This window comes from Intrasporangium zincisolvens, from assembly GCF_034724055.1.
GTDB classification, from domain to species: Bacteria; Actinomycetota; Actinomycetes; order Actinomycetales; family Dermatophilaceae; genus Monashia; species Monashia zincisolvens.
In genome coordinates, this window is the sequence record NZ_JAWIIL010000002.1 from 331,988 (window position 1) to 357,743 (window position 25,756).

The 25,756-nt window shown below is 73.0% G+C and carries 22 protein-coding genes and 1 tRNA gene; 14 read left to right on the plus strand and 9 right to left on the minus strand.

The genetic code is table 11. The features are described from left to right. Nucleotides 1-65: 65 nt before the first annotated feature. The 6 genes from RY076_RS05880 to RY076_RS05905 all read left to right on the plus strand — a co-directional run bounded on the left by RY076_RS05880 (nucleotide 66) and on the right by RY076_RS05905 (nucleotide 10,319). Nucleotides 66-3,086, plus strand: coding sequence for a UPF0182 family membrane protein (locus tag RY076_RS05880; protein WP_323096659.1), 3,021 nt, complete (start codon nucleotides 66-68; stop codon nucleotides 3,084-3,086). Between the two features lie 152 nt (nucleotides 3,087-3,238). Further along, the gene (locus RY076_RS05885; RefSeq protein ID WP_323096660.1) at nucleotides 3,239-4,711 is read left to right on the plus strand and encodes a helix-turn-helix transcriptional regulator; all 1,473 of its coding nucleotides are present in this window, start codon (nucleotides 3,239-3,241) and stop codon (nucleotides 4,709-4,711) included. 74 nt (nucleotides 4,712-4,785) lie between these two features. Then, nucleotides 4,786-5,862 (plus strand): ABC transporter ATP-binding protein, encoded by a 1,077-nt coding sequence (locus RY076_RS05890; protein WP_323096661.1) that lies wholly within the window; start codon nucleotides 4,786-4,788, stop codon nucleotides 5,860-5,862. Continuing rightward, nucleotides 5,859-7,241 (plus strand): ABC transporter permease, encoded by a 1,383-nt coding sequence (locus RY076_RS05895; RefSeq protein WP_323096662.1) that lies wholly within the window; start codon nucleotides 5,859-5,861, stop codon nucleotides 7,239-7,241. The genes RY076_RS05890 and RY076_RS05895 overlap by 4 nt, the downstream gene beginning before the upstream one ends. 7 nt (nucleotides 7,242-7,248) lie before the next feature. Then, nucleotides 7,249-10,062, plus strand: a complete 2,814-nt coding sequence (locus tag RY076_RS05900; RefSeq protein ID WP_323096663.1) for an alkaline phosphatase family protein — start codon at nucleotides 7,249-7,251, stop codon at nucleotides 10,060-10,062. A gap of 180 nt (nucleotides 10,063-10,242) precedes the next feature. Further along, a tRNA-Met gene (locus RY076_RS05905) sits at nucleotides 10,243-10,319 on the plus strand. Between the two features lie 153 nt (nucleotides 10,320-10,472). Here RY076_RS05905 and RY076_RS05910 read toward each other — a convergent pair. Further along, a complete protein-coding gene (locus RY076_RS05910; RefSeq protein WP_323097187.1) occupies nucleotides 10,473-10,901 on the minus strand; it encodes a MarR family winged helix-turn-helix transcriptional regulator in 429 nt (142 codons plus the stop codon). Nucleotides 10,902-11,078: 177 nt separating this feature from the next. On the opposite strand from RY076_RS05910, the gene RY076_RS05915 reads away from it, so the two are divergent. Together RY076_RS05915 and RY076_RS05920 are read left to right on the plus strand one after the other, a co-directional pair. Then, nucleotides 11,079-11,270: a hypothetical protein gene (locus tag RY076_RS05915; protein WP_323096664.1), complete on the plus strand. Its 192-nt coding sequence runs from the start codon at nucleotides 11,079-11,081 to the stop codon at nucleotides 11,268-11,270. A gap of 286 nt (nucleotides 11,271-11,556) precedes the next feature. Beyond that, complete coding sequence (locus tag RY076_RS05920) at nucleotides 11,557-12,405, plus strand: hypothetical protein (RefSeq protein ID WP_323096665.1); 849 nt, start codon at nucleotides 11,557-11,559, stop codon at nucleotides 12,403-12,405. 33 nt (nucleotides 12,406-12,438) lie between these two features. Here RY076_RS05920 and RY076_RS05925 read toward each other — a convergent pair whose 3' ends face one another. Together RY076_RS05925 and RY076_RS05930 are read right to left on the minus strand one after the other, a co-directional pair. Then, a complete protein-coding gene (locus RY076_RS05925; protein WP_323096666.1) occupies nucleotides 12,439-14,157 on the minus strand; it encodes an aminotransferase class V-fold PLP-dependent enzyme in 1,719 nt (572 codons plus the stop codon). A 136-nt stretch (nucleotides 14,158-14,293) separates the two neighbouring features. Further along, entirely contained in the window at nucleotides 14,294-14,818 is a 525-nt protein-coding gene (locus RY076_RS05930) for a hypothetical protein (RefSeq protein ID WP_323096667.1), read from the minus strand. Nucleotides 14,819-14,993: 175 nt separating this feature from the next. Between RY076_RS05930 and RY076_RS05935 the strand changes: the two genes are divergently transcribed. Next, nucleotides 14,994-16,301, plus strand: a complete 1,308-nt coding sequence (locus RY076_RS05935) for a M16 family metallopeptidase (RefSeq protein ID WP_323096668.1) — start codon at nucleotides 14,994-14,996, stop codon at nucleotides 16,299-16,301. Next, the gene (locus RY076_RS05940) at nucleotides 16,298-17,761 is read left to right on the plus strand and encodes a M16 family metallopeptidase (protein ID WP_323096669.1); all 1,464 of its coding nucleotides are present in this window, start codon (nucleotides 16,298-16,300) and stop codon (nucleotides 17,759-17,761) included. The genes RY076_RS05935 and RY076_RS05940 overlap by 4 nt, the downstream gene beginning before the upstream one ends. A 54-nt stretch (nucleotides 17,762-17,815) precedes the next feature. On the opposite strand, the gene RY076_RS05945 is transcribed toward RY076_RS05940, so the two are convergent. The 5 genes from RY076_RS05945 to RY076_RS05965 all read right to left on the minus strand — a co-directional run bounded on the left by RY076_RS05945 (nucleotide 17,816) and on the right by RY076_RS05965 (nucleotide 22,308). Next, nucleotides 17,816-18,349, minus strand: coding sequence for a GNAT family N-acetyltransferase (locus RY076_RS05945; protein WP_323096670.1), 534 nt, complete (start codon nucleotides 18,347-18,349; stop codon nucleotides 17,816-17,818). A gap of 3 nt (nucleotides 18,350-18,352) precedes the next feature. After that, nucleotides 18,353-19,192, minus strand: coding sequence for a histidinol-phosphatase (hisN, locus tag RY076_RS05950; protein WP_323096671.1), 840 nt, complete (start codon nucleotides 19,190-19,192; stop codon nucleotides 18,353-18,355). Nucleotides 19,193-19,296: 104 nt separating this feature from the next. After that, nucleotides 19,297-20,328 (minus strand): ribosome small subunit-dependent GTPase A, encoded by a 1,032-nt coding sequence (gene rsgA / locus RY076_RS05955; RefSeq protein ID WP_323096672.1) that lies wholly within the window; start codon nucleotides 20,326-20,328, stop codon nucleotides 19,297-19,299. Continuing rightward, nucleotides 20,325-21,659 (minus strand): 3-phosphoshikimate 1-carboxyvinyltransferase, encoded by a 1,335-nt coding sequence (gene aroA / locus RY076_RS05960; RefSeq protein ID WP_323097188.1) that lies wholly within the window; start codon nucleotides 21,657-21,659, stop codon nucleotides 20,325-20,327. Before aroA ends, rsgA begins: the two co-directional genes overlap by 4 nt. 109 nt (nucleotides 21,660-21,768) lie before the next feature. After that, nucleotides 21,769-22,308, minus strand: coding sequence for a DoxX family membrane protein (locus tag RY076_RS05965; RefSeq protein ID WP_323096673.1), 540 nt, complete (start codon nucleotides 22,306-22,308; stop codon nucleotides 21,769-21,771). 213 nt (nucleotides 22,309-22,521) lie between these two features. Here RY076_RS05965 and RY076_RS05970 point away from each other — a divergent pair, with 213 nt between their 5' ends. The 4 genes from RY076_RS05970 to rsrA all read left to right on the plus strand — a co-directional run bounded on the left by RY076_RS05970 (nucleotide 22,522) and on the right by rsrA (nucleotide 25,236). Continuing rightward, complete coding sequence (locus RY076_RS05970; protein ID WP_323096674.1) at nucleotides 22,522-23,370, plus strand: SOS response-associated peptidase; 849 nt, start codon at nucleotides 22,522-22,524, stop codon at nucleotides 23,368-23,370. Further along, entirely contained in the window at nucleotides 23,367-24,032 is a 666-nt protein-coding gene (locus tag RY076_RS05975) for an alpha/beta hydrolase family protein (RefSeq protein WP_323096675.1), read from the plus strand. Before RY076_RS05970 ends, RY076_RS05975 begins: the two co-directional genes overlap by 4 nt. Before the next feature lie 125 nt (nucleotides 24,033-24,157). Further along, complete coding sequence (locus RY076_RS05980; RefSeq protein ID WP_323096676.1) at nucleotides 24,158-24,952, plus strand: sigma-70 family RNA polymerase sigma factor; 795 nt, start codon at nucleotides 24,158-24,160, stop codon at nucleotides 24,950-24,952. Further along, nucleotides 24,949-25,236: a mycothiol system anti-sigma-R factor gene (gene rsrA, locus RY076_RS05985; protein ID WP_323096677.1), complete on the plus strand. Its 288-nt coding sequence runs from the start codon at nucleotides 24,949-24,951 to the stop codon at nucleotides 25,234-25,236. The genes RY076_RS05980 and rsrA overlap by 4 nt, the downstream gene beginning before the upstream one ends. Before the next feature lie 85 nt (nucleotides 25,237-25,321). On the opposite strand, the gene RY076_RS23635 is transcribed toward rsrA, so the two are convergent. Continuing rightward, nucleotides 25,322-25,396, minus strand: coding sequence for a 50S ribosomal protein bL37 (locus RY076_RS23635; RefSeq protein ID WP_369791897.1), 75 nt, complete (start codon nucleotides 25,394-25,396; stop codon nucleotides 25,322-25,324). Nucleotides 25,397-25,756: the final 360 nt, after the last annotated feature.

Below are 25,756 nucleotides of genomic sequence, written 5' to 3' on the forward strand. Positions count from 1 at the left end.
CTGCCGTCGGCGGAGCCGAACCCGCCCGACCGCCCTGCCCGCCCCAGCACCCGAGGCAACTCCACGTGAGCGACAGCAACTTCGGTCCACCTCCGCGCAACTTCGACGACGGCGACGCGGGCCCCCCGCGGCGCCCCGACGGCCCGACGTTGACGCCCGCACGGCGTCCGCTCGTCACCGCCCTCGTCGTCGCCGGGGCCCTCGTCGTGGTCCTGGCGATCGCGGCCCAGTTCTGGACCGAGGTGCTCTGGTACCAGTCGGTCTCGTTCTCCTCCGTCTTCACCACGCAGCTGGTGACGAAGGTCGTCCTCGGCGTCGTCGGCGGCCTGCTCACCGCCGCCGTCGTGTGGTCGAGCATCCACGTCGCCTACCGCACGCGTCCGATCTACGCGCCGTCGCCCGACACCCAGGCGATGGAGCACTACCGGCAGCTCGTCGAGCCGATGCGCCGCACGGCCACCGTCGCCGCCCCGCTCGCGATCGGTCTCTTCGCGGGGCTGTCCGCCGCGACGCAGTGGGACACCTTCCTCCTGTGGCGCAACGGCAGCCCGTTCGGGGCCACCGACCCCGAGTTCCATCTCGACGTCGGCTTCTTCGTCTTCGACCTGCCGTGGATCAACTTCGTCATCGCGTTCCTCACGATGATCCTCGTCATCGGCTTCATCACCGCGGCCTTCACGCACTACCTCTACGGCGGCATCGTCGCGAGCCAGAGGATGCGCTCGACGCAGGCGGCCCGGGTGCACCTGTCGGTCATCGCCGCGGCCCTCGTGCTCGTGCGCGGCGTCGCCTTCTGGGTCGACCGCTACAACCTGGCCACGGCGCAGAGCACGAAGGTCACCGGCATCCAGTACACGCAGGCGCACGCCGACATCCCCACCAAGGGGATCCTCGCGCTGGCTGCCGTCATGTGCGCCCTGATGTTCCTCACCGTCATCTGGACCCGGTCCTGGCGCCTGCCGGTCGTCGGCGTCGCGGTGCTGGCCGTCATCGTCGTGGCCGTCGGCGGCATCTACCCGGCACTCATCCAGTCGCTCAAGGTGCGCCCGTCGGAGAAGTCCCTCGAGGTGCCGTACATCAAACGCAACATCGACGCGACGAGGGCGGCGTACGGCTTCGACAAGATCGACGTCAAGCCCTACGACACCAAGACCGTGGCGCAGCCGAACGCCCTGCGCAGCGACGCCGCCACCGTCCCGGGCATCCGCCTCATCGACCCGAACATCGTCAGCCCGACGTTCAAGCAGCTCGAGGCGAGCAAGGGCTACTACCAGTTCGCCGACGTCCTCGACGTCGACCGGTACAAGATCGACGGGAAGTCGCAGGACACCGTCATCGCGGCCCGCGAGCTAGACCTCAACGGTGTGCCCGAGGGGCAGCGCAACTGGCTCAACGACCACACGGTCTACACCCACGGCTACGGCGTCGTCGCGGCCAAGGGCAACACCCGCGACGACGACGGCGCACCGACCTTCTTCGAGTCGCAGATCGGCACCCAGGGCGCCCTCGGCAAGTACGAGCCGCGGATCTACTTCGGCGAGTACTCGCCCGACTACTCGATCGTCGGCGGTGGCAAGAAGGAGTTCGACTACCCGGACCCCAAGGGCACCGGGCAGATCCAGTACGCCTACCAGGGCACGGGCGGCGTCCAGCTCGACGGGCTGCGCCGGCTCGCCTACGCGATCAAGTACCGCGAGATCAACTTCCTGCTCTCCGACGCGGTGACGAACGATTCCCGCATCCTCGACTACCGCACGCCGCGCGAGCGCGTGCAGCGCGTCGCCCCGTGGCTCACCCTCGACGGCAACGCCTACCCGGCGGTCGTCGACGGGCGGGTGCAGTGGATCCTCGACGGCTACACGACGTCGGCCAACTACCCCTACTCGCAGACCACGACCCTCGACGCCGCCACCGAGGACGCCGTGACGAGCACCCGCACCGCGGTCCGTGCCGTGCAGGGCGGGCAGGTCAACTACGTGCGCAACTCGGTCAAGGCCACCGTCGACGCCTACGACGGCTCGGTCACGCTCTACCAGTGGGACGAGCAGGACCCGATCCTCAAGGCCTGGATGGCGATCTTCCCGGGCACGGTCAAGCCGTTGTCCGACATCAAGGGCTCGCTCATGGAGCACCTGCGCTACCCGGAGGACCTCTTCAAGGTCCAGCGTCAGCTGCTGCAGAAGTACCACGACAACGACGCGAACTCCTTCTACGGCGGCCAGAACTTCTGGCAGGTGCCGGAGGACCCGTCCCAGACGGAGTTCGTCCAGCCGCCGTACTACCTGTCGCTCGCGATGCCGGGCCAGTCGAGCCCGGCGTTCTCGCTGACCTCCACGTTCATGCCGACCGGTGACCGGAACGTCCTGTCGGGCTTCCTCGCCGTCGATGGCGACGCGGGGTCCGAGACCGGCAAGAGGTCACCCCAGTACGGCACGATGCGGCTGCTGGAGACCACCGGCGGCACGGTCAACGGGCCCGGTCAGGTGTACAACGCGATGCGCAGCTCCGCGGTGTCCTCCAAGGATCCGGAGCTGCCGACCACCCTGGCGCAGTACATCGGCACGACCAACTCCAACGGCAACTCCGTCATCTTCGGCAACCAGCTGACGCTGCCGGTCGGCGGTGGCCTGCTCTACGTCCAGCCGATCTACTCCCAGGCCAAGGCGCAGTCGGGTTCCTACCCGCGCCTGGTCGCCGTCGCCGTCTCGTTCGGCAACAAGATCGCCTGGGCCGGCTCGCTCGACCTCGCCCTCAACGACCTCTTCGAGGGTCAGTCGGGCGCGTCGGCCGGCGACACGGGCACGAACACGCCGTCGACGCCGGGCACCGGCGGTACGCCGACCCCCACGCCCACCGGCACGTCGACGCCGAACCCGACGACGTCGCAGCCGGCCCCGACGGGCACGCCCGACGCGGCGGCGCTGGCCCAGGCGATCAAGGACGCCCAGGCGGCCTACACCGAGGGGGAGGCGGCGCTCAAGCGCGGCGACTTCGCGGCCTACGGGCAGGCGCAGGCGCGTCTCGAGCAGGCCCTGCAGCGGGCCGCGGCGGCCGCTCCGCAGGGCAGCGCGACGAAGAGCCCCTGAGGATCCGTCGTCCGGAGCGAACGCACCGGGGCCGTACCCGACCGGGTACGGCCCCGGGCTCGTTCTCCCGGCCTCGTTCTCCCGGCCTCGTTCTCCCGGGCGCCTCGGGCGCGTCGTCCGCCGTTCACGTCCCGGGCCTAGCCTGACGTGTCGTGCTGAGCTCACCGGGGTCGCTGCTGCGAGCGTGGCGCCGGGCGAACGGTCGCACCCAGGCCGAGCTCGGTGAGCGACTGGGCGTCACGTCTGCGGCCGTGAGCGCCTGGGAGACCGGGGTCCGCGGCATCCCGCTGCCCGCCCTGGAGGAGCTCGACGTCGTCCTCGCGGCCGGGGGCTGCCTCGTCGGCCTGTGCGTCGCCGTCGGCACGATGCTGCTGGAGCCGCGCACCCGCTGGGCGCACGCGTTCCACGACGACACCGGCCCGGTGTGGGCGTGGATCAGGCCGCGGTCGGCCGGGCGGGTCCGGGGGCTCGCGCGCCTTCGCGTGTTCGCCTTCGGACTCGACCACGAGGTCGGGCCCGAGGGCCTCTTCATGGTCGCGCCACGCCTCGACCCGAACTGGGCGGTCACGGTGCAGACGGAGGAGCCCGTGTGGGTCGACTTCGGCCGCGGGGTGCCGCCGGACTGGCTCGGTGTGCCGACGGTGTCCTCGGTCGGGCTCCGGGACGTCGTGCTGACCCACCCGGGCGACCCGATGCTCGACCTGCTCGTGGACGGTGTCCAGCGCCTGGCCGGGGGAGACGTGACCGCGCTTCGGGCGCGGCTGCGGGGACTCGTGGACGCTGCCCGCTGGGACGCTCTCGAGGCGCAGTGGCATCGGGGCACCGACCTCCAGCCACCCCGCGGCGTCCACGACCCGGCGCCGCCACGAACCCCCGAGGGCTGGCGTGCCCTCCACCGGCGCCTACGTGAGGCCCGGGGGTTGTCGCAGGCCGATGCCGCGCAGGTGGCCACGCGCCTGCTCCGGGGCGAGGACCGGCGTCCGGCCGTACCGGGGACGGCGCCGTCGGCGGTCTCGGCCATGCAGATCCACAACTACGAGACCGGCCGGCGCGGTCGGGTGCCCCACCTGGCGGCCCTGCTCGACCGGTCGTACGACGCGTTCGGCACCAGCTGCTTCGAACCCGTGCGCACCTCCGACCTGCGCCCCGGGGCGGTCGCCGCGGCCGTCCCCGACTTCTGGATCGGACCCGTCACGGTGGTGGCGCGTCCCGTGGGGCGCGCCGCCGTGCCCGGCCCGATGACGCTGCGGTGGCGCGGCCGGCTCCGCCACGTGCTGCTGTGCTCGGCGCCGGTGACGTTGGGCTGCCTCCGGCTCGCCGACGACGGCGACCTCACCGTCTCGCTGCCAGCGGGCTGGCGGCTCGACGTCTGGATGGGTCACGACCCGGGAGCGCGGGAGCTGGTCACCGACTGGGTGCCGGTGAGCCCCGAGGTGGGCCGGGCCGCGCTCGAGCGGGTCCTGGCCAGCGTGCGCCTCGCCGTCGGGGTGTCCGAGGAGGACCTGCGACGGGCCATCCTCGGGGCCGCAGGCGGTCCGGTTCAACGTCCTGCTGCACCGGAGTCAACGATCTCTTGCACCTCAACAGCCGGTTGCACGACGCCCCGGTACGGCCCGGCTCGTTAACGCGGAGTTCGTCCCCGCGCCGCGTCGATTCAGGCGCCCGTCCCTAGGTTCCTCGGTGTCCGTTTCGTCCACCGATGGGGATCGACATGCAGACGACGCCGGCCGTCCGGGCCCGCCAGCTCACCAAGTCCTTCGGCGAGGTCGTCGCCCTGGACGGGGTCGACCTCGATGTCGCCGAGGGCGAGGTGCACGGGCTCGTCGGGCCGAACGGCGCGGGCAAGACGACGCTTCTCGGGCTCGTGCTCGGTCTCGCGGTGCCCGACGCCGGCACGCTCGAGCTCCTCGGGGAGCCCGTCGGGCGGGCGTTGGCCGTGCCCGACGGGGTGGCCGGGTTCGTCGACGGCCCGGGGCTCTACCCGACCCTGACCGCCCGCCAGAACCTCGCCGCGATCACCCGCCTCCGCGGCCGCGGGACGGCTCCCGGGGCGGTGACCGACGCGCTGGAGCAGGTCGGCCTCGGCGCCGTCGCCGACGACCTGGCTCGCGGGTTCTCCCTCGGCATGCGCCAGCGGCTCGGGCTCGCGGCCGCCCTGCTGACCGAGCCGCGTCTGCTCGTCCTCGACGAGCCCGCCAACGGCCTGGACCCGGCCGGCAAGAACCACGTGCACGGCGTCATCGCCCGTCTCGCCGACGCCGGTACGGCGGTCGCGCTGTCGAGCCACCGCATGGACGACGTCGCCGCGCTCTGCTCGGAGGTGACGCTCCTGGCCACGGGACGCGTGGTGTTCACCGGGTCGGTCGACAAGCTGGCCCTCGAGAGCCGCGACGTCGACTACCGGGTCGTCACCTCCGACCCCGGCAAAGCCGCCCGGCTCGCCCTCGAGGTGCCCGGCCTGCGTAAGCCGCCGGCGGACGAGCGGCCCGGCCGCCCGCCGAGCCGCGGGCTGGTCGTGCGCGGCAGCGTCGCGTCGATGGACGAGCTCGTCGCGCGGCTCGTCGGCGCCGGGGTGGCGGTGCGCGAGCTGGCGCCCGTCGTGACGCCACTCGAGTCCGCCTACCTCGCGCTCACCGACGGCACCGACGGCACCGACGGCACCGACGTCACCGACGCCACCGACGCCACCGACGCCACCGACGCCACCGACGCCTCCGACGACACCGACGCCACCGACGCCACCGACGCCACCGACGCCACCGAGGAGACACGATGAGCGCGACGACGGCCGTCGCCCGCGAGAAGGTCGCGGTCCGCGGCGCCTCGAGGCCCCGACCGGCGGCGCTGTTCGAGACGTACCGCTTCGAGCTGCGGAAGACCCTGTCGCTGTGGCGGATCCGCCTCGTGCTGGTCGCGGCTCTCATCGGCCCCGGCGTGCTGGTCGCCGTCATGGGCAACCAGACCTCGCTGCCCGCGGACACCGTGTTCGGGCGGTGGATGGGCACGAGCGGATGGGCCGGGCCGCTCGTCGTCCTCGACGCGGCCTGCTCCTACGGGCTGCCGCTGCTCACCTCCCTCGTCGCCGGCGACGCGTTCGCGGCCGAGGACCGCATCGGCACGTGGCGGCACCTGCTCATGGCCGTCCGGTCGCCCCGGCGCATCTTCGCCGCCAAGGCGCTCGCCAGCCTGACGGTCATCTGGCTCGTCGTCCTGCTGCTCGCCGTCTCGAGCGTCGCCGGCGGCCTGCTCGGCGTCGGCAACCACCCGCTCATCGGTCTCGACGGGTCAGTTCTTGAGCCGGCCGCCGCGGCGCGCTGCGTCGCGCTCGCCTGGCTCCTCGTGCTCGTACCGACCGCGGCCTTCGCGGCGCTGGGCCTGCTCGGCTCGGTCGTGCTCGGCCGCTCGCCGATGGGGCTGCTCGTGCCGGCGGTGGTCGCGTCCGTCATGGCCCTGGCCCAGCTGCTGCCGCTCCCCGTCGCGGTGCGCATGGCGCTGCCGACCCAGGCCTTCGTCGCCTGGCGCGGCCTGTTCACCGAGCCGCCGCAGGCCGGGCCGCTCGTGCTCGGCCTCGTCGTCAGCCTCGCATGGGCGGCGCTCGCCACGGCGGTGGCCCTCCGGCTCTTCCTGCGGCGCGACTTCACCGACCTCGCCCACGACGGGTCGGGCCGCCGGGCGGCGCTAGCCATCGCCCCGCTCGTGGGCCTGACCGTCGTGACCGGCCTGGTCGTCGCCGTGGCCGCCCCGGGCGGCGGCACGGGCTCCGGCATCGAGCGCCCGAAGCTCGAGGCGTCGCTCGCCACGTCCTTCGCCCACCTCTACCGGCTCCAGGCCGAGGAGCTGCACCGGGCAGCGGTCACCGAGGCGCAGCTGGCCACGTCGGCCTCGTGCGACAAGGGCGGCAGCCGCCACGAGGACACCGGCCCCGGCGCGGACTGGCGCTGCGTCGTCACCTGGCACCTGCCCGGCGCGAGCGCCGTCGGCACCGCCATCTACCAGCTCGACGTCACCGCCGATGGGCGGTACGTCGCCGACGGGGACGGACCCAAGGAGGTCAACGGCAGCTTCACCGTCCGCTCCTCCCGCGGCGACGCCCCCAACCCGCTGTGGCAGCTCGACGGCACCGTCGACCTGCTCGACCCCACCCCGAAGGGATGACCCACCCATGCACGTCACCAGACACAGACGCGAGCACGCCCAGCGCGGCGCCGCCTTCGCCCGAGGCCGTCGGGCCCGGATCGTCCTCGCCTCCACTGCCGCCCTCGTCGTGGCCGGCACCGCCGTCGAGGCCTACGCGAGCACGGTCGGGTTCGGCGACCAGCAGGTCGGCACCGAGTACGCCGCCGGGCTGCAGATCTCGTCCAACCAGGTCGTCAAGCCGTACGGCGAGCGCCTCGTCACCCAGCTCGGCAAGTTCATGGGCTCGACGGTCAGCGCCGACGGCCGCTACCTCGCCGCCACGAGCAACGACCGCTCGATCTCGGTGCAGGTCTTCGACCTGCGCACCTACAAGCTCATCTGGACCGTCGGCAGCGCCGCGACGGCCAACCAGAAGGTGTCCGACAACAGCGTGGGACAGGAGGGCCCGACCTACTCCCCGGACGGGAAGTTCCTCTGGGTGCCGCAGGCCACCGGCCTGACCCGCTACCCGGTGAACGCCGACGGCACGCTCGGGGCCGGTACGAAGGTCGCCATCCCCGCCGTGGGCGGCGCCCAGGCGCTCACCGGCAAGGCCGTCTTCTCGCCCGACGGCTCGCGGCTCTACGCCGCCGTCAACGGGCAGAACCGCGTCGTGCTCATCGACCCGGTCGCCGGCACCGTCACGCGAAGCTGGGCCACCGGCATCGCCCCTCGCCACCTCACGTTCGTCGGCGACAAGCTCTACGTCAGCAACGAGGGTGGCCGTTTCGCCGAGCCGGGGGAGACGACCATCAACTCCTACGGCACCCAGGTGCCGGCCGACGGCAACCTCGGCACCTCCACGACCGGCACGCTCAGCGTCATCGACACGAGCGCCCCTGAGGCACAGGTCCGTTCGATCCCGGTGGGGCTGCACCCGACCGCGATGTACGCGTCCGGCAAGGCGCTGTTCGTCACCAACACCTCCGACGACACGGTCTCGGTCGTGAACACCGACAGCGACAAGGTCGTGCAGACCATCAGCACGCAGCCGTGGAAGGGCTCGGAGGTCGGCTACCAGCCGAACGGCGTCACGCTGACGCCTGACGGGCGCCTGCTCGTGACGCTCGGGCGCGCCAACGCCGTGGCCGTGTACCGCTACCACGGCGACCCGCAGGAGCCGGTCAACTTCATCGGCCTGCTGCCGACCGACTACTACCCCTCGGCGGTCGCGGGCGTCGGTGGGCAGGTCGTCGTGACGAACACGCGGGGGATCGACGCGCGTGGCCCGCTCATCACCTTCAAGCAGGGCCCCGGCACCGACCCGGCCACCGGCCACGGGACGCACGGCACCACGGCGTCGCTGACCCGCTTCACGCTGCCGGGCGACGACGCGATCGCCCGCGCCACCGGGGCCGTGTTCGCCCAGAACGGCTGGGGCCCCGGTGACACCGACGTCAAGCAGGCCACGGGCGACAAGCAGAAGGCCGTGCCCGTGCCGAAGCGCATCGGCGACCCGTCGACGATCAAGCACGTGTTCGTCCTCGTCAAGGAGAACCGGACCTACGACCAGGTGTACGGCGACGACACCCGCGGCAACGGCGACGCCTCGCTCGCGCAGTTCGGCGCGACCGTCACCCCGAACCAGCACGCCCTCGCCAAGCAGTTCGGCCTCTACGACAACACCTACGACGTCGGCACCAACTCGGCCGAGGGCCACAACTGGCTCATGCAGGGCGACAACCCGGAGTACACGGAGTCCAGCGCCGGCGAGTACACGCGCAGCTACGACACCGAGGACGACGTGCTCGGCCACCAGCGCTCCGGGTTCCTCTGGACGGCGGCCACGGCGGCGGGCCGGACCGCCCGCAACTTCGGTGAGTTCATGATGTGGGAGAACAAGCCCGCGGGCGCGACGTGGCAGAAGTACTACTGCGCCACCAGGAGCGTCGACGGTGGTGGCGACCCCGCGCAGCTCGTCGACCCGTCGCTGCGGCTCGACGTCCAGTCGCCGATCCCGTCGCTCAACGCGATCTCGAACCACGACTCGCCGATGTTCGACACGAACATCCCCGACATCTACCGGTTCCAGATCTGGAAGCAGGAGTTCGAGAAGAAGGGCCCGGCGAACCTCAACATGATGTGGCTCTCGAGCGACCACACGGGTGGTGCGCCCGACGCCAGGGCGCAGGTCGCCGACGGTGACCTCGCGGTCGGTCGGGTCGTCGACGAGATCTCGCACAGCCGCTACTGGAAGGACTCGGCGATCTTCGTCGTCGAGGACGACAGCCAGAACGGCGCCGACCACGTCGACGGCCACCGCGCCCCGATCCAGGTCATCAGCCCGTACGCGGCGCACGGCAAGGTCATCAGCACGTACTACTCGCAGATCTCGATGATCCGCACCATCTCGCAGATCCTCGGGGCCCAGCCGCTCAACCAGAAGGTCGCCGCGGCCTCGCCGATGTTCGACGCCTTCCGGTCGACGCCGGACTACACGCCGTTCGACGCGGTGCCCAACCAGGTGCCGCTCACCGAGGGCGTCGCGACGGCGCCGACGTGCGGCGTCGACACCCTGGGCCGCACGGGTGCCGCAGCCGATGCGGTCAACGCCCAGGTGGCCGCGGAGACCGCCGTCCCGGCCGCACAGAAGCACGTGGCCGCGGCGTGGGACGCCTGGCGTCAGTCGAAGAAGCTGGCCGGCAACGGTGCGGTCGCCGACTTCGCCAACCCGGAGCAGATGAACCGCTTCACCTGGTACCAGGCGCACGGGTGGAAGACGCCGTACCCGGGCGACTCGTCGGTGCTCGCGCCGTCGCAGGTGCCGGGCGCCGACCTGCCGCCGGCGGAGAACGAGTGACCTGACGCCCTGATCGACACGGATCGAAACGCACTGGGGCAGCATCCGATTCGGGTGCTGCCCCGGTCAGCGTCCCCCGGGTGACGGCATCCGCGCGGCCCGTGCAGCGGTGACGGACGGGGGCCCGCAGGGCCGATTTGGTCTTTCCCGGGGGAGTCGTCTAGGGTTAAGACATACCGACGCGGGGTGGAGCAGCTCGGTAGCTCGCCGGGCTCATAACCCGGAGGTCGCAGGTTCAAATCCTGCCCCCGCTACCAATCGCGTCAGGCGAGACGAAGGCCCGGACCATCTGGTCCGGGCCTTCGTCATGTCCCGGCGACGCTCGCCCGATGTCCGTCGGCCACGCGCCTGGCGAAGGCGCGCACGGGCGTGCACCGTCCGGCGTGCAGCGCTCGGGAGAGGGCGCCCGCTCAGTCCTGGGCGGCGCGCGACGCGGCGATGACCGTCGTGAGCGAGCGGTGCAGCTCCTGCAGCTGCGACACCTCCATGCCGAGCCGGGCGATGACCTGCGGCGGGACGCCGAGGGCCTGCTCGCGCAGGTCGCGACCGGCCGGCGTCAGGGTGACGTGGAGGGCTCGGTCGTCGGTGGGGTGCGGGTCGCGGCGCACGAGCCCGGCGCCCTCGAGGCGACGCACGAGCGGTGACACGGTCGCCGGCTCGAGGCTGAGCAGGTCGCCGATCTCCTTGGCTGTCAAGGGAGCCCGCTCCCACAGCGCCAGCATGACGAGGTACTGCGGGTGGGTCAGCCCGAGCGGCTCCAGCACCGGCCGGTAGAGGCCGATGACGTTGCGGGCCGCGACCGCGAGGGCGAAGCACACCTGCTGGTCCAGGCGGAGCAGGTCGTCGGGGGAGTGCGTGTCGGCTGCCCCTGCCGCCCCGGTGCCTCCGGCGTGCTCCGCCCGGGTGGCGTCGTGCTCTGGTGCCGTCACGGCGTCTCCTGTCCTCGTGGCTCTCCCGACAGGATAGTATGTGCACTAATCATCAGTGCACTAACGATCTTCCCGAGGTGGTCCTCCATGCCGCGATCCTCCCGCACCGGGCGCCTGTCGCTCGCCTACCGCGTCGGCTACGCCCTGCGGATGCTCGGGCTGTCGATCTTCGGCCCGGCGCAGCTCGGCGAGAGCAACGACCCCAAGGAGCGGCTGCGTCGCGAGCGGGCCGCGCGCGAGGCGGCGGCCGCCGCCGCCCACGGCGACGCCCGGCGCTGACGCCCCGCCTGACGCCCCGCCGGACGCCCCGCCGGACGCGACGCCGGACGGGACGCCTGCGGCCGGGCTCTGACGCCCGAGCACCCGCGATGCCGGTTCCGCAAGAAATCGGCGATCCGCCGGCGTGCCGGCTCGTCCTCTGCCACAGTGCTCGCCTCGGGACCGTCCGTCCGGTTCACCCGGCGCCCCTCGGAGGTGGTCGATGCACCCAAACGCATCCGCACGACGTGCGACAGGGGGTCGACGCGCGCGCCACGCGAACCGGTGGAACCGGGCCACGGCCGTCATGACGCTCGTCGCGACCACGCTCGCCGGCGCGCTCCTCGCTGTGGCGCTCCCGGCCGGACCGGCCGCAGCCGCCACCGCGCCACCCCGAGCCATGTACGTCTGGCAGTGGCAGGACCCGCAGGCTGTCGTGTCCGTCGCCACGCAGCGCGGCGTCGGGACCCTCTTCGTGGCCGTGCCCGCCGATCTCGCGACCTCGTCCCAGCTGCCCGCCGTCCGTGCGCTCGTCGCCGCAGCAACGGCGAGCGGGCTGCGGGTCGACGCCCTCGGCGGAGACCCGGGCTGGGTCGACCAGCCGACGTGGGCGCTCGACCACTGGCTGCGCCCCACCCTCGCGACCGGCCTGTTCTCCGGCGTGCACGTCGACGTCGAGCCGTGGACGACCTCGGCCTGGACGAAGAAGCAGGGCACGACGGTGTCGCGCTACCTGACGCTCCTCGACACCCTCGTGGCCGCTGCCAGCCCCCGACCCGTCGAGGCCGACATCCCGTTCTGGTTCGACGGCGTCACCGCCGGCAAGCGCTCGACCCTCGACCGGGAGGTGATGCGCCGGGTCGCCGGCGTCACGGTCATGGCCTACCGCAACACCGCGACCGGCACCGACGGGACGATCGCCCTCGCCGCCACCGAGCTCGCGGTCGGCGCCTCCCTCGGCACGCCGGTGCGCGTCGGCCAGGAGACGATGTTCCTCGGCACCGACCCGGTCTCGGTCAAGCAGACGTTCTACGGCCAGACGCTGACCCGGATGGAGTCGCAGCTGGCGCTCGTCGACGCCGGGGCCGGCGCCTACGCGGCGTACGCCGGGATCGCCGTCCACGACTACACGGCGTGGTCGGCGATGGCCCCCTGACGCGTCGTGCGGCCGAGGGCCCTGGGACGGGCCTCAGGTTCGGCTCGTGACCAGGCTCGTCGCGGGCAGCTCGAACCAGCGCAGGTGGTCGAAGTCGACGTCGACGCTGCCGGCGTCGCACGTCACCGGCTGCGCCTCGGCCAGGACGCGTCGTGCGTCGGCGAGGTGCTGCTCGAGGGCCTCCTCGCCGAGCCGGTCCGCGTGCCGCGGGTAGCGCAGGCCCTCGGGCCCGAAGGAGACGTCGCGCAGGCGCAGCGGCGGCTCGACCGGGCCGTTGCGGTGGCGCCAGAGCCCCGTCGCGGGCTCGAAGGAGTAGTCGCCGAGGAGGCGCCAGCCGTCGCGGGCCACGAGCCGGACCGCCTCGATGACGTAGTCGGCCACGGCGTCGGAGATGAAGTAGTTGAAGTTGATGCGCACCCAGCCGGGCTTGATGCCCTCGCAGCCGCGCCCGATCTCGCGCTCGAACTCCTGGGAGCGCTCGAGGTCGATGCCGAGCAGGTGGTGGCCGTACGGGCCGGCGCACGAGCAGCCGCCGCGCGACTGGATGCCGAAGAGGTCGTTGAGCACGGCGACGACGAAGTTGTGGTGCAGGTACGGCCCGCCCGGGGCGTGCACGACGAACGAGACGATCGACAGGCGCTCGGCGTCGAGGTTGCCGAGGATCTGGATGGCGGGCTCCTGCGTCCAGACCTCGACGGCGCGCCTCAGGAAGGCGTCCTCACGGGCCCGGATGGTCTCGACCCCGACGGCCTCCTTGAGCGCGAAGACGAGCCCGGCGCGGATCGACTCGACGATGGCCGGCGTGCCGCCCTCCTCGCGGTGGGCGGGGTCGGCCAGGTAGTCGTGCGCGGTGGGGTTGACGTAGGCGACGGTGCCGCCGCCCGGCACGTCGGGGACGCGGTTGGTCAGCAGCTCGCGGCGCACGACGAGCACGCCAGGCGTGGCCGGCCCGCCGATGAACTTGTGCGGGCTCAGGAAGATGGCGTCCTTGCGGGCGAGCTCGCCCGCGACGCCACGGCCACCGCGTCCGTACATCTCGATGTCGACGTAGGGCCCGGCGGCGGCGAAGTCCCAGAAGGCGAGGGCGCCGTGCTCGTGCAGGAGCGTCGAGATGGCGTCGGTGTCGGTGACGATGCCGGTGACGTTGCTCGCCGCGGAGAACGAGCCGATGCGCAGCGGCCGGTCGGCGTACTGCTCGAGCCGGGCGCGCAGGACCATTAGGTCGACGTGGCCGTCGAGGTCCTGCGGGATGACGACGACGTCGGCGACGCACTCGCGCCACATGACCTCGTTCGAGTGGTGCTCGTACGGGCCGATGAAGATGACCGGGCGCTGGTCGGCGGGCACGAGATCGCTGGCGTGCCAACGGTCCTCGAAGTTGGACGGCACCCGAATGCCGAGGATGCCGACCAGCTTGTCGATGGCGCCGGTGCAGCCGGACCCGGCGAAGACGACGACGGTCTCGTCGTCGCCGCCGACCGCGTCGCGGATGGTCCGTCGGGCGTCCTCGCGCAGCCGCGTCGTCTGCAGGCCGGTGCCGGAGCTCTCGGTGTGGGTGTTGGCGTAGCGGGGGAGCACCTCGTCGCGGACGAAGTCCTCGATGAACGACAGCGCGCGACCGGACGCCGTGTAGTCGGCGTACGTGACGCGGCGCGGACCGTAGGGCCCGACCATGACCTGGTCGTCGCCGATGACGGAGGCCCGGATCGTCGCGAGGAGCGACTCGGATGACTCGATGGGGGTGCCGTCCATGACGTAACCATACTCCGAGTCATGCTAAATCGCCAAAGCATAACTAGACGTTTTGGCATCCGGTGCCGCAGAGACGGCTGGGCGCCTCGGAAGCCGAGGCGCCCAGCGTGCAGCCCGTGGGGGGCCGTTCTGCTCGTTACTTGCCGCTGACGCAGACGACCGTGCCCGTGCCGCCAGTGCTGTCTGCCGCCGTGTACGCGCTGTTGGCGCCGTGCTGGTCGCACAGGTCCAGCGCCGCCTTCTCGGACGTCTCGGCATCCTTGGCCACGAACGTCACCTTGCCGAGCGAGTCGGCGGAGCCGCAGTCGACCCGCTTGAAGTCGTCCGAGCCGTCCGCGGCGACGCACTGGCCGACGGCGACGCCGTGCGTCGGGTCGTCGGCGAGCATGTAGCCCAGGCCGAACTTCACGGCGAGCAGGACGACGACCGTGCCGAGCGCCGAGAGGATCTTCTTGCGCTTCGAGCCCGAGTCCGAGCCCTTCGGCGCCTCGGGCGCCTGCGGCGCCGGCGGGACGGGCTGGGCGGCGGCCTGCGTCCCGTCCGGCGTGGCGGCGGGTGCGGCGGGTGCGGCGGGTGCGGCGGGTGCGGCGGGTGCTGCGGGCGCGTCGGGCGTCGCGGGCGCGTCGGGCGCCGTGGCGTCGGAGGTGGGCTGCTCGGGCATGGTGAATCGCTCCTCATGGAGAAAGGTCGTGACCCCTGGTGGTGGCCTCGTCGGGCCCCGACGGCGACGTGCGCGGTCGGCCAGCAGATCATGGCGGGTCGGAGCGGCCCGTGGTGCCCGGATGCATCCAGGACCGATAACGACTTCGCAAAAGTTGTCGCATAGGGTCGAGCGCGTGACGTCGATCTCCTACCCGCTCGCGGAGCGCACGCTGGCCAACGGCCTGCGCGTCATCGTCAGCGAGGACCACGCCGTGCCCAACGTCGCCGTCAACCTCTGGGTCGGCGTCGGTTCCCGCCACGAGGCGCCCGGCCGTACGGGCTTCGCCCACCTCTTCGAGCACCTGATGTTCCAGGGCAGCCGCAACGTCGCGTCGGGCGAGCACTTCTCGGCGCTCATGGACGAGGGGGCGCGGCTCAACGCGACGACGTGGTTCGACCGCACGAACTACTTCGAGACCGTCCCCACCGGCGCCCTCGACCTCGCCCTCTGGCTCGAGGCCGACCGCCACGGCTACCTCCTCGACGCCGTCAACCAGGAGAACCTCGACAACCAGCGCGACGTCGTCAAGGAGGAGAAGCGCCAGCGGTACGACAACGTCCCCTACGGCACGGCCCTCTTCGACATCTACGCGACGGCGTTCCCGGCCGACCACCCGTACCACCACCCGACGATCGGGTCGATGGAGGACCTCGACGCCGCGACCGTCGACGACGTCCACGCCTTCTTCCGCGCCCACTACGGCCCGAACAACACCGTCCTGACGCTCGTCGGCGACGTCACGCCGGAGGACGGGTTCGCCGCGGCGGAGCGCTACTTCGGCCACCTGCCCGCCATCGACCTGCACGAGCGGCCGCGGCTGCCGCAGCTGGCCCCCCTCGCGGCGCCGGTACGCCTCGACCGCGTGGGCGACGTGCCCAACGACCGCCTCTACGTCGCCTTCCGGCTGCCCGTCGACACGACGCCCGAGTACCACGCGTGCCAGGTCGCCGTCGACGTGCTCGGTGGCCTCGCGAGCTCGCGGCTCATCCGCCGCCTCGTGCGCCGCGACGAGACCGCCGTGGCCGTCGGGGGCTGGACGATGGGGCTCGTCGACGGCGTCGGGCTCGGCGCGTTCACCATCGACGTCGCCGAGGGGGCCGACGTCGAGCGGATCGAAGAGGTCCTCTGCGAGGAGATCACCGCGCTGGCCGAGCACGGCCCCGACGCCGAGGAGATGGAGTCGGTCGTCGCCGACACCGAGCGCTCGTGGCTCAGCGCCCTCGCCAGCATCGAGGAGCGCGCCGACCACATCAGCCACCACGCCCTGCTCACCGGCGACCCCGGGTACGTCAACGCGTTCGTCGACCACGTACGCGCGGTGACGCCGGACGAGGTACGTGCCGTGACGGCTGCCTGGCTCGCCCCGGAGTCGCGCGCCGTCGTGCGCTACCTCGCCGAACCCGGGGCCACTGCGGGCGACGAGGGGGAGGAGGCGGCATGAGCGCCTCGACCCCCGACGCCTCGACCCCCGACGTCACGCGCCTCGACGCCACCGGGACCGACGCCACCAGTGGCGTCGCGCGTCCCGCCGTCGACCCGCCCCAGCCGTGGGCGTTCCCCGACCCGGTGACGCACGACCTGCCCAACGGCCTGCACCTCGTCACCTACGACGTGCCCGGCCAGTACGTCCTGTCGGTCCGCCTCGGCCTGCCGGTGTCGCTGCGCGACGAGCCGCGCGACCGCGAGGGCGTCGCGACGATCATGGCCCGTACCCTCGACGAGGGCACCGAGCAGCACACCGCCGACGAGTTCGCGCGCCTGCTCGAGCGCAAGGGCGTCGGGTTCGGCGCGGGCCTGTCCGACGCCGGTCTGTCCGTCGACCTCGACGTCGTCAAGGGCAACCTCGCGCCGGCCCTCGACCTGCTGCGCCAGATCCTCACCGAGCCGGTCTTCCCGCAGTCCGAGGTCGCGCGCCAGGTGCGCACCCGGCTCGCGGAGATCGAGCAGGAGCGGTCGGTCGCGGCTCACCGGGCGATCCTCGAGTTCGTCCGCACCTTCTACGACGCCGACGACCGCGCGTCCCGCCCCACCGGTGGCACCCGCGAGAGCGTCTCGGCGATCACCCGCGACGACGTCGTGGCGTTCCACGCCGAGCACGTCGTCGCTGCCGGCGTCACCATGGTCGTCGCCGGCGACCTCGAGGGTCTCGACGTGCCCGCCCTCGTCGAGGCCGCGCTCGGCGGCTGGCAGCACGGCCCGCGCGAGCGGGGCCGGCACCTCGACACCGGGGCCACCCTGGCCGCGGACCGCTCCCGAGTCGTCTTCGTGCCGCGGCCCGGTTCGGTGCAGACCGAGCTCGTCGTCGGGGCTCCCGGGCCCGACCGGTCGGTCGAGGGCGGCTGGGCGCCGTTCCCGGTGCTCGGGTTCGTCCTCGGCGGGTCGCCGAACGCGCGCGTCGACGCCGTGCTCCGCGAGGAGAAGGGCTACACGTACGGCATCCGGTCCAGCTTCCGTCCGCGACGCCGTGGCGGCCTGTTCCTCACGACCGGGTCGGTGCGCTCCGACTCCACCGAGGACGCCGTCCGCACGCTGCTCGAGATCCTCGGGGGCGGCTCGGCCGGCTTCAGCGACAAGGAGATCCGCTCCGGCGTCGACTTCATCTCGAAGACCGCGCCGGGGCGGTACGCCACCGCCGACACCATCGCCGACGAGGCCGTCGGCATGGCGCTCGACGGCCGCACCACGGCCTTCACGACCGAGAACCTCCGCGACCTCGCCACCGTCGACGCCGCCCGCGTCGACGCCGCGTTCCGGCGCTTCGCCGCCGGGGCGGGGATCACCGGCGAGGGGCCCGGCGCGGGATGGACGATCGTCCTCGTCGGCGACGCCGACGCGCACCTCGAGGCGGTCCGCGGGCTCGGTCTGGGCGAGGTCACCGTCGTGCGCGACGCAGCCCGCTGAGGGGCCACTGAGCCGCTCGCAGGGAGCCGCGCGCAGGGCGCCGCTCGCCCGGCGTCAGGCGAGCGGCTGCTCGAGGACGTAGTCGTCCTCGTACTGCCCGCCGACGAGGAACCGCTTGGTGCCGACGCGCTCGAAACCGCTCTTGGCGTAGAAGCGCTGGGCGCGCTCGTTCTGCTGGTTGACGCCGAGCCAGACGCCGGCGGCGCCGGTGGAGCGGGCCCAGCCGATCGACTCGGCCATGAGGCGTGACGCCGTGCCGCCGCCGTGAGACGAGGGCAGCACGTAGATCTTGCTCAGCTCGACGGTCGGGCGGTGCCGAACCGCCGCCCGCACGTCGTCGTCGGCGGGCTCGCCGGCCACGAGCATCGCGTACCCGACCGCCGCACCGTCGTCCTCGGCGAGGAGCAGGTGACGCGCGGGGTCGGCGAGGTACTCGGCGAACCGCTCGCGCGAGAGCACGTCGGCGATGAAGGCATCCACCCGCTCGCGCGCCATGCTCGGAGGGCACGCGAGCCCGAAGGTCTCGGCCGCGACGTCGGCGAGCGCCGGAACATCGGCGGGCAGCGCCTGGCGCACGAGCAGGACCATGGCTCAGGCGTTCTCGTGGCCCGCGCCGCGCTGGACATCGCGCTCCGCGTGCTGGTCGGACGGCATGCCGATGCGCTCCAGCACCGTGTCGTGGAGCAGCCCGTTGGTGGCCACGGCGTTGCCGCTCCAGCAGCCGGGGCGGCCGTCGAGGCCGGTGAAGCGGCCGCCGGCCTCCTGCACGATCGCGACGAGGGCAGCCATGTCGTGCACGGCGAGCTCGGGCTCGGCGGCGATGTCGACGGCGCCCTCGGCGACGAGCATGTAGGACCAGAAGTCGCCGTAGGCGCGCGTGCGCCAGCAGTCGTCCATGAGGTCGAGGAAGTCGTCGCGCCGGCCGCGGACCCGCCAGCCGGACAGGGAGGAGTAGGACAGCGACGCGTCGCCGAGGCGCCCCACCTGCGAGACGCCGATCCGCTTGGCCGACGACAGGGAGCGGCCGGTCCAGGCCCCGCTGCCGACCGCGGCCCACCAGCGGCGGCCGAGGGCAGGGGCGGACACGATGCCGAGGACCGGCTCGTTGTCGACGACGAGGCCGATCAGGGTGGCCCACACCGGGACGCCTCGGACGAAGTTCTTGGTGCCGTCGATGGGGTCGATGATCCAGCGCCGCGGTCCGTGCCCCGTGGTCTCGAACTCCTCGCCCTGCACGGCGTCGCGCGGGCGGGTGCGCTTGAGCTGGGAGCGGACGAGCTCCTCGGCGGTGCGGTCGGCGTCGGTGACGGGGGTGAGGTCGGGCTTGCTCTCGACGACGAGGTCGGCGGCACGGAAACGGCTCAGCGTCACGCGCTCGACGGCGTCGGCGAGCACGTGGGCCAGGCGGAGGTCGTCGTCGTAGGAGGTCACCGGCTCAACCTAGCCTGCGGTGGGGTCGTGCGACGGGCAAGCCCGCGCCGGGGTCGCCGCGGCATGTCCCACGGGCGTGCCGGTGGCGCGAACACGACTGCGGCTCAGCGCTCGTCGCCGGAACGGCTCGACAGCAGGCGGCGCAGGGAGGTGAGCCGCGACGGACCTGCCGGGCCCGCGTGCCCGCCGGCCACCCACGCGTCGAGGGCGCACTCCTCCTCGTCGTGCGTGCAGCCGCGGGGGCACTCGGCCGTACCCTCGGCGAGGTCGGGGAAGTGGTCGATGATGCGGTTCGGGTCGATGTGCGCGAGCCCGAAGGAGCGCACACCCGGGGTGTCGATGACCCAGCCGTCGTCGTCGGGCAGGCGCAGCGCCACGGCGTTGGTCGACGTGTGCCGCCCGCGGCCGGTCGTGTCGTTGACGTCGCCGGTGGCGCGCATCGCCGTGGGCACGAGCCCGTTGACGAGCGTGCTCTTGCCGACGCCTGAGTGCCCGACGAGCACCGAGACGCGGCCGGACAGCCGCTCGCGCAGCTCCTCGAGCCCGGTGAAGCCGTCGGCGGTGCGCGCCGTGACGACGTGCTCGACCTCGAGTGGCGCGTAGTTGGCCAGGAACGGCGCCGGGTCGACGAGGTCGGCCTTGGTCAGGGCGAGGAGCGGCTCAAGGTCGGCGTCGTAGGCGGCGACGAGGCACCGGTCGACCATCCGGGGCCGTGGCTCCGGGTCGGCGAGGGCCGTGACGATGACGAGCTGGTCGGCGTTGGCCACGATGATGCGCTCGTACGGGTCGGTGTCGTCGGCGGTGCGCCGCAGCACCGACCGTCGCTCCTCGATGCGGACGATGCGGGCCAGGGCGTCGGGGCCGCCGGCCAGGTCGCCGACGAGGGCGACGTCGTCGCCCACGACGACGCGGGTGCGGCCGATGTCGCGGGCCTTCATCGCGGTGACGACGCGCTCGGGCTCCTTCTTGCCGAGCGCGCCCTTGGGCACGAGGCACGTGTAGCGGCCCCGGTCGACGCCGATGACCATCGCCACGACGGCGTCGGCGTGGGCCGGACGCTCCTTGGTGCGGGGCCTCGAGCCCTTGCGGCTGGGACGGACGCGGACGTCGCCCTCGTCGAGGTCCCGCCAGCTCATCGGGGCAGCACCACGGAGGCCGCGCCGGCGAGCATGCCCTGCCAGAGGCCGACGAAGTCCGGCAGTGTCTTGCGCGTCGTGCCGATGTCCTCGACGCGGACGCCGGGCACGCGCAGGCCGATGATGGCGCCGGCCGTGGCCATGCGGTGGTCGTGGTAGGTGCGGAACCGCCCCCCGTGCAGGGCCGCCGGGGCGATGCGCAGGCCGTCCTCGGTCTCGGTGACGCGGCTGCCCAGGGCGCCCAGCTCGGACGTCAGCGCGGCGAGGCGGTCGGTCTCGTGGCCGCGAATGTGGGCGACGCCGCGGATCCACGTCGGGCTCGAGGCGAGGGCGGCGAGCGCGGCGACGGTCGGCGTCAGCTCCGCGGCGTCGTGCAGGTCGATGTCGAGGCCGGCGAGCTCGTCGCCGCCGCTCACGGTGAGGCCGGTGCGGTCGAGGCGGACGTCGGCGCCCATCGAGTCGAGGATCTCGCGGAGCATGTCGCCCGCCTGGGTCGTGTGCTGCGGCCAGCCGGGCACGCGGACCGTGCCACCGGCGACGAGCGCCGCCGCGACGAACGGCCCGGCGTTGGACAGGTCGGGCTCGACCGACACGTCGAGCGCGTTGATCTCCGACGGCTCGACGCGCCACGTGTTGGGCTCGCTGTCGTCGACGATCGCCCCCGCGTCGCGGAGGGTCTCGACGGTCATGAGGATGTGCGGCTCGCTCGGCACCGGCTTGCCCTCGTGGTGCACGGTGACGCCCTCGTCGTAGCGCGCGCCCGCGAGCAGCAGGCTCGAGACGAACTGCGAGGACATCGAGGCGTCCATGGTGACGTCGCCGCCCGCCAGGCCACCGCGGCCGTGCACGGTGATCGGCAGGTGGCCCTCGGCGTCGTCGATGTCGGCGCCGAGCGCGCGCAGGGCGTCGACGACCGGGCCCATCGGGCGCACCCGGGCCTGCGGGTCGCCGTCGAGGAGCACCGGGCCGTCGGCGAGCACGGCGACGGCGGGCAGGAAGCGCATGACCGTGCCGGCGAGGCCGCAGTCGACCCGACCGCCGCCGCGCAACGTCTCGGGTGGCGTGACGAGCCAGTCGTCGACGGCGCCGGGCGTGGCGTCGCCCTCGGTGGGGACGTCGTCGATGCGGACGCCGAGGCTGCGCAGCGCGTCGGCCATGAGGAGCGTGTCGCGCGAGCGCAGCGGCGCCCGGAGGCGGGAGCGGTCGCTCGCGAGGGCCGCGAGGACGAGGTAGCGGTTCGTCAGCGACTTGCTGCCGGGCAGCACGACCGTCGCGTCGAGCGGGCCGTGCGCCGACGGCGCCTCCCAGTCGCCGTCGGGGTCGGCCTCCAGGGTGCCCGTCGCCGGGCCGCGGTGGGCCGGCTGCGCCCCGCGGGGGTCGTGCAGGTCGTGCGGGTGGGACTGCAGGTGCTCTTCGGGGAGGGGATCAGCGGGACTCAAGTCAGCTCACGACGTCCTGGGCTCGATGGGCGAGGAGGCGGGCCTCGCGCGCGGCGGTCGCCTTGGCGTGACGCGCCTCGCGGCGGGTGGTCTTCGTGGCGTGCTGGGCGCGCCAGGCGAGGCCGGGGCGACCCTCCGTGTCGACGGCCGCGAGGAGCAGGCCGCCGAGCAGGCCGACGTTCTTGAGGAAGAGGCTGCGGCTCGCGGCCTTGCGCTCGGGGTCGGTCTCCTCCCAGAACGCGTGCTCGATGGCCGTCGTCGGCACGATCGAGGCGGCGAGCACGGTGGAGGCGAGGCGGGGGAGGCGGCCGGTGGCGAGCAGGAGGCCGCCGCCGAGCAGCGCGGCACCGTTGACCCGGACGACGAGGTCGGGGTCCTTGGCCGCGCGGGCCACCTTGTCGGCGCCCGGCACCTGGTCCGGCACCTTCTCGAGCAGGTGCGCCGCCTGGTCGGTGCGCGCGGACGGGTTGCGCAGGGCGTCGACCCCCGCGGCGATGAACACGGACGCGAGCAGGGGACGAGCGAGACGGCGGACGATCATGACCTTCCTCCTCCGGCCGGACCGTGCGTGACGGACCTCGGCCATCGTGGACCAGTGGGACCTACGGTAGCGACATACCCGAGCCGGCACGCCCGGTGCCCACCGCTGGACCCCCACCGCTGGACCCCCACCGCTGGACCCCCCACGGTGGCCGGCGCGCAGGCGCGTCCCGACGCGGGTCGGGTGACACCCCGTGGACCTAGGCTGGGCCGCATGTGTGGGAGGTACGCCGCCAGCGCCCGGCCGGACGAGCTCGTCGAGGCCTTCGACGTCGACGAGGACCACAGCGGCGAGCCGGCGCGCAGCATCCTCAAGAACCCCCAGAGCCCGCCCGCCGGCGAGCCCGACTGGAACATGGCCCCCTCCAAGCAGGCGCCCGTGGTGCTGACCCGGGCGCCGCGCCCCGCCGACCGCGAATCCGACGCGGACGCCGCCCCGACGCGTCAGCTGCGCCTGCTGACCTGGGGCCTGGTGCCGTCGTGGGCCAAGGACGTCAAGATGGGCCTGCGGATGACGAACGCGCGGGCCGAGTCGGTGCTCGGCAAGGGGGCGTTCGCCAAGGCTGCGCTGTCGCGGCGGTGCATCGTGCCGGCCGACGGCTGGTACGAGTGGCAGGTCTCGCCGACCGCCGTCGACGCCAAGGGCAAGCCGCGCAAGCAGCCCTTCTTCATCCACCGCGCCGACGGCGAGAAGGTCGGGTTCGCCGGCCTCTACGAGTTCTGGCGCGACCGCGACCGGCCCGACGGCGACCCCGACGCGTGGCTCACGACGTTCACGGTCATCACGACCGCCGCCGACCCGGGCATGGACCGCATTCACGACCGGCAGCCGCTCGTCCTCGAGCCCGACCAGTGGGAGCGCTGGCTCGACCCGGCGGAGAAGGACCCCGACTACGTGCAGGGCGTGCTCGAGTTCGCGAGCCCCGGCCGGTTCGAGGCCTACCCGATCGGTCGCGGCGTGGGGGCCACGGCGAACAACGGGCCGCACCTGCTCGACCGTGCCCCCGCCGAGGAGCTCGTCGGGGTCCTCGACCCGATGACGGGCGAGGTGATCGGGTCGTGACCGGAGCGCTCGACGAGGCCGTCGGGGGAGTGCGGCCGCGCGTCCGTGAGGTCGCGACGCCGCAGGGCCCTGCCCGCGTCCACGTGTGGCGCCCGGTCGGGGCGGGTGCCACGGTCGTCCTCGGGCACGGCGCCGGTGGCGGGCTCGGAGCGCTCGACCTCACGGTGGCGCGCGAGGTGCTGGTGGCCTCGGGCCGGGCGGTGGCGCTCGTCGAGCAGCCGTGGCTCGTCGCCGGCCGGAAGGTCGCGGGGCGGCCCCCGACGCTCGACGAGGCGTGGGTGCCCGTGGTCGAGGCGCTGCTGTCCGGGCGCGGACGCCTGCCGCGTCCTCTCGTCGTCGGCGGCCGCAGCGCCGGGGCCCGGGTCGCGTGCCGCACGGCCGCCGCGCTCGGTGCCGACGCCGGGCTGCTGCTCAGCTTCCCGCTGCACCTGCCCGGCCGTCCCGACCGGCTCCGCGCCGACGAGCTCGCCCTCGCCCCCGACCCCACGTGGGTCGTGCAGGGCACCCGCGACACCTTCGGCACGCCGGAGGAGGTGCGCCCGCACCTGCCGCCGGGGGCCACGCTCGTCGAGGTGCCCGGCGCGCACAGCTTTCCCCGGGGGTCGCGGGCCCGGCTCGTCGCCGAGCTGACGCGGATCGCGGGAATGCTCCCCGGTGCGTGACCGTTGCACGGGGCATGGTTCCCAGCCCCTGCGTCGCCCCTGAGCGCCCGTCCGGCCTGCCCGCGCAGGGCCGCCGCACCGGCGCAGCCGTGACGACCCGCCCGGCGCGACTAGGCTGGGAGGCGATGGCAAAGGACAAGCAGACCGACCCGACGGCCCCACTGGGCCTCGTGGAGCCCGGCCCGGGTGCCCCCGGGCCCCATGAGAGCGACACCGCGACCGAGACCGCCGCCGAGACCGCCGCCGAGGCCCAGGCCCGGGCGGACGCGTCCGTCGACGTCAAGGCCGAGTCCTCCGAGGATCGCCGCGCCCGCTTCGAGCGCGAGGCGATGCCGCTGCTCGACCAGCTCTACAGCGCCGCGCTGCGCACGACGCGGAACCCGAGCGATGCCGAGGACCTCGTCCAGGAGACCTTCGCCAAGGCGTACGCGGCCTTCCACCAGTACCGCCCGGGCACGAACCTCAAGGCCTGGATGTACCGCATCCTCACCAACACCTACATCAACAGCTACCGCAAGAAGCAGCGCCAGCCGCTCGAGTCCGACGCGTCCGACATCGAGGACTACCAGCTGGCCCGCGCCGAGTCCCACTCGTCGTCCGGGCTGCGCTCGGCCGAGGCCGAGGCGCTCGACCACCTGCCGGACAGCGACGTCAAGCGGGCCCTGCAGGCGATCCCGGAGGAGTTCCGCCTCGCGGTGTACTTCGCCGACGTCGAGGGCTACTCCTACAAGGAGATCGCCGAGATCATGGAGACGCCGATCGGCACCGTGATGAGCCGTCTGCACCGCGGGCGGCGCCAGCTGCGCGAGCTGCTCTCCGAGTACGCCGCCGGGCGGGGCTTCGCCCAGGCCGGCGCCTCCAGCGCGACGAGCGGGGCGGCCTCGAGCGGCCGCCCGGGCACGGAAGGAACCGGGTCATGAGCCACCACGACACCACCGGTGGGGACAGCGGGCGCACCGACTGCTCCGAGGCGCTGCTGCGGGTCTACGAGTACCTCGACGGCGAGCTCGGTCCGGAGGACTGCGCCAAGATCCAGGCGCACCTCGACGAGTGCGGACCCTGCCTCAAGGAGTACGACCTCGACACGACGCTCAAGGCGCTCATCAAGCGTTCGTGCAGTCGCGAGGAGGCTCCCGACTCGCTGCGCACGACGATCATGTCGCGCATCTCGATGACGGTCATCACCGTCGAGCGGGGTAAGTAGCCCGCAGCCGCCGGTCCCTGGGGTCGCCCGGGAACGACAAAGGCCCGCCTCCCGTCCGGGAGGTGGGCCTTTCGACGTCTCTGGCTCAGGCGTTGGGCTTGCGGCCGTGGTTGGCGGCGTTGCCCTTGCGCGAGCGACGCTTGCGGGCGCGCTTGCTCATCGGGGTCTCCTCGTGGATGCTTCTGGGGTGCTGCCCTCATCGGGCATGGGGCAGCAAGTCTCCCACACGCGTGACGCGGTACCGAATCCGCAGGGGGTCTGCGCGCACAAACGTAAAATCTTGGTATAGATCCGGGCGCAACCGACCGGTCCTACTTCCGTGCGCCTTCAGGCTGGTGCCACGATGAAGCAGAGGGAAACCTCTGTGTTCTTGTGCTACCGCGGCAACGTCCCTCCATGGCGCACGCATCCGGAACATCACCACCTGAAGGAGCCCCCCACCATGTTCGCTGCCCTCCTGTCTTCCTTGGCCTCGAGTGACTTCACTGCCAAGACCCTCACGTTCTTCGCGAATGTCTGG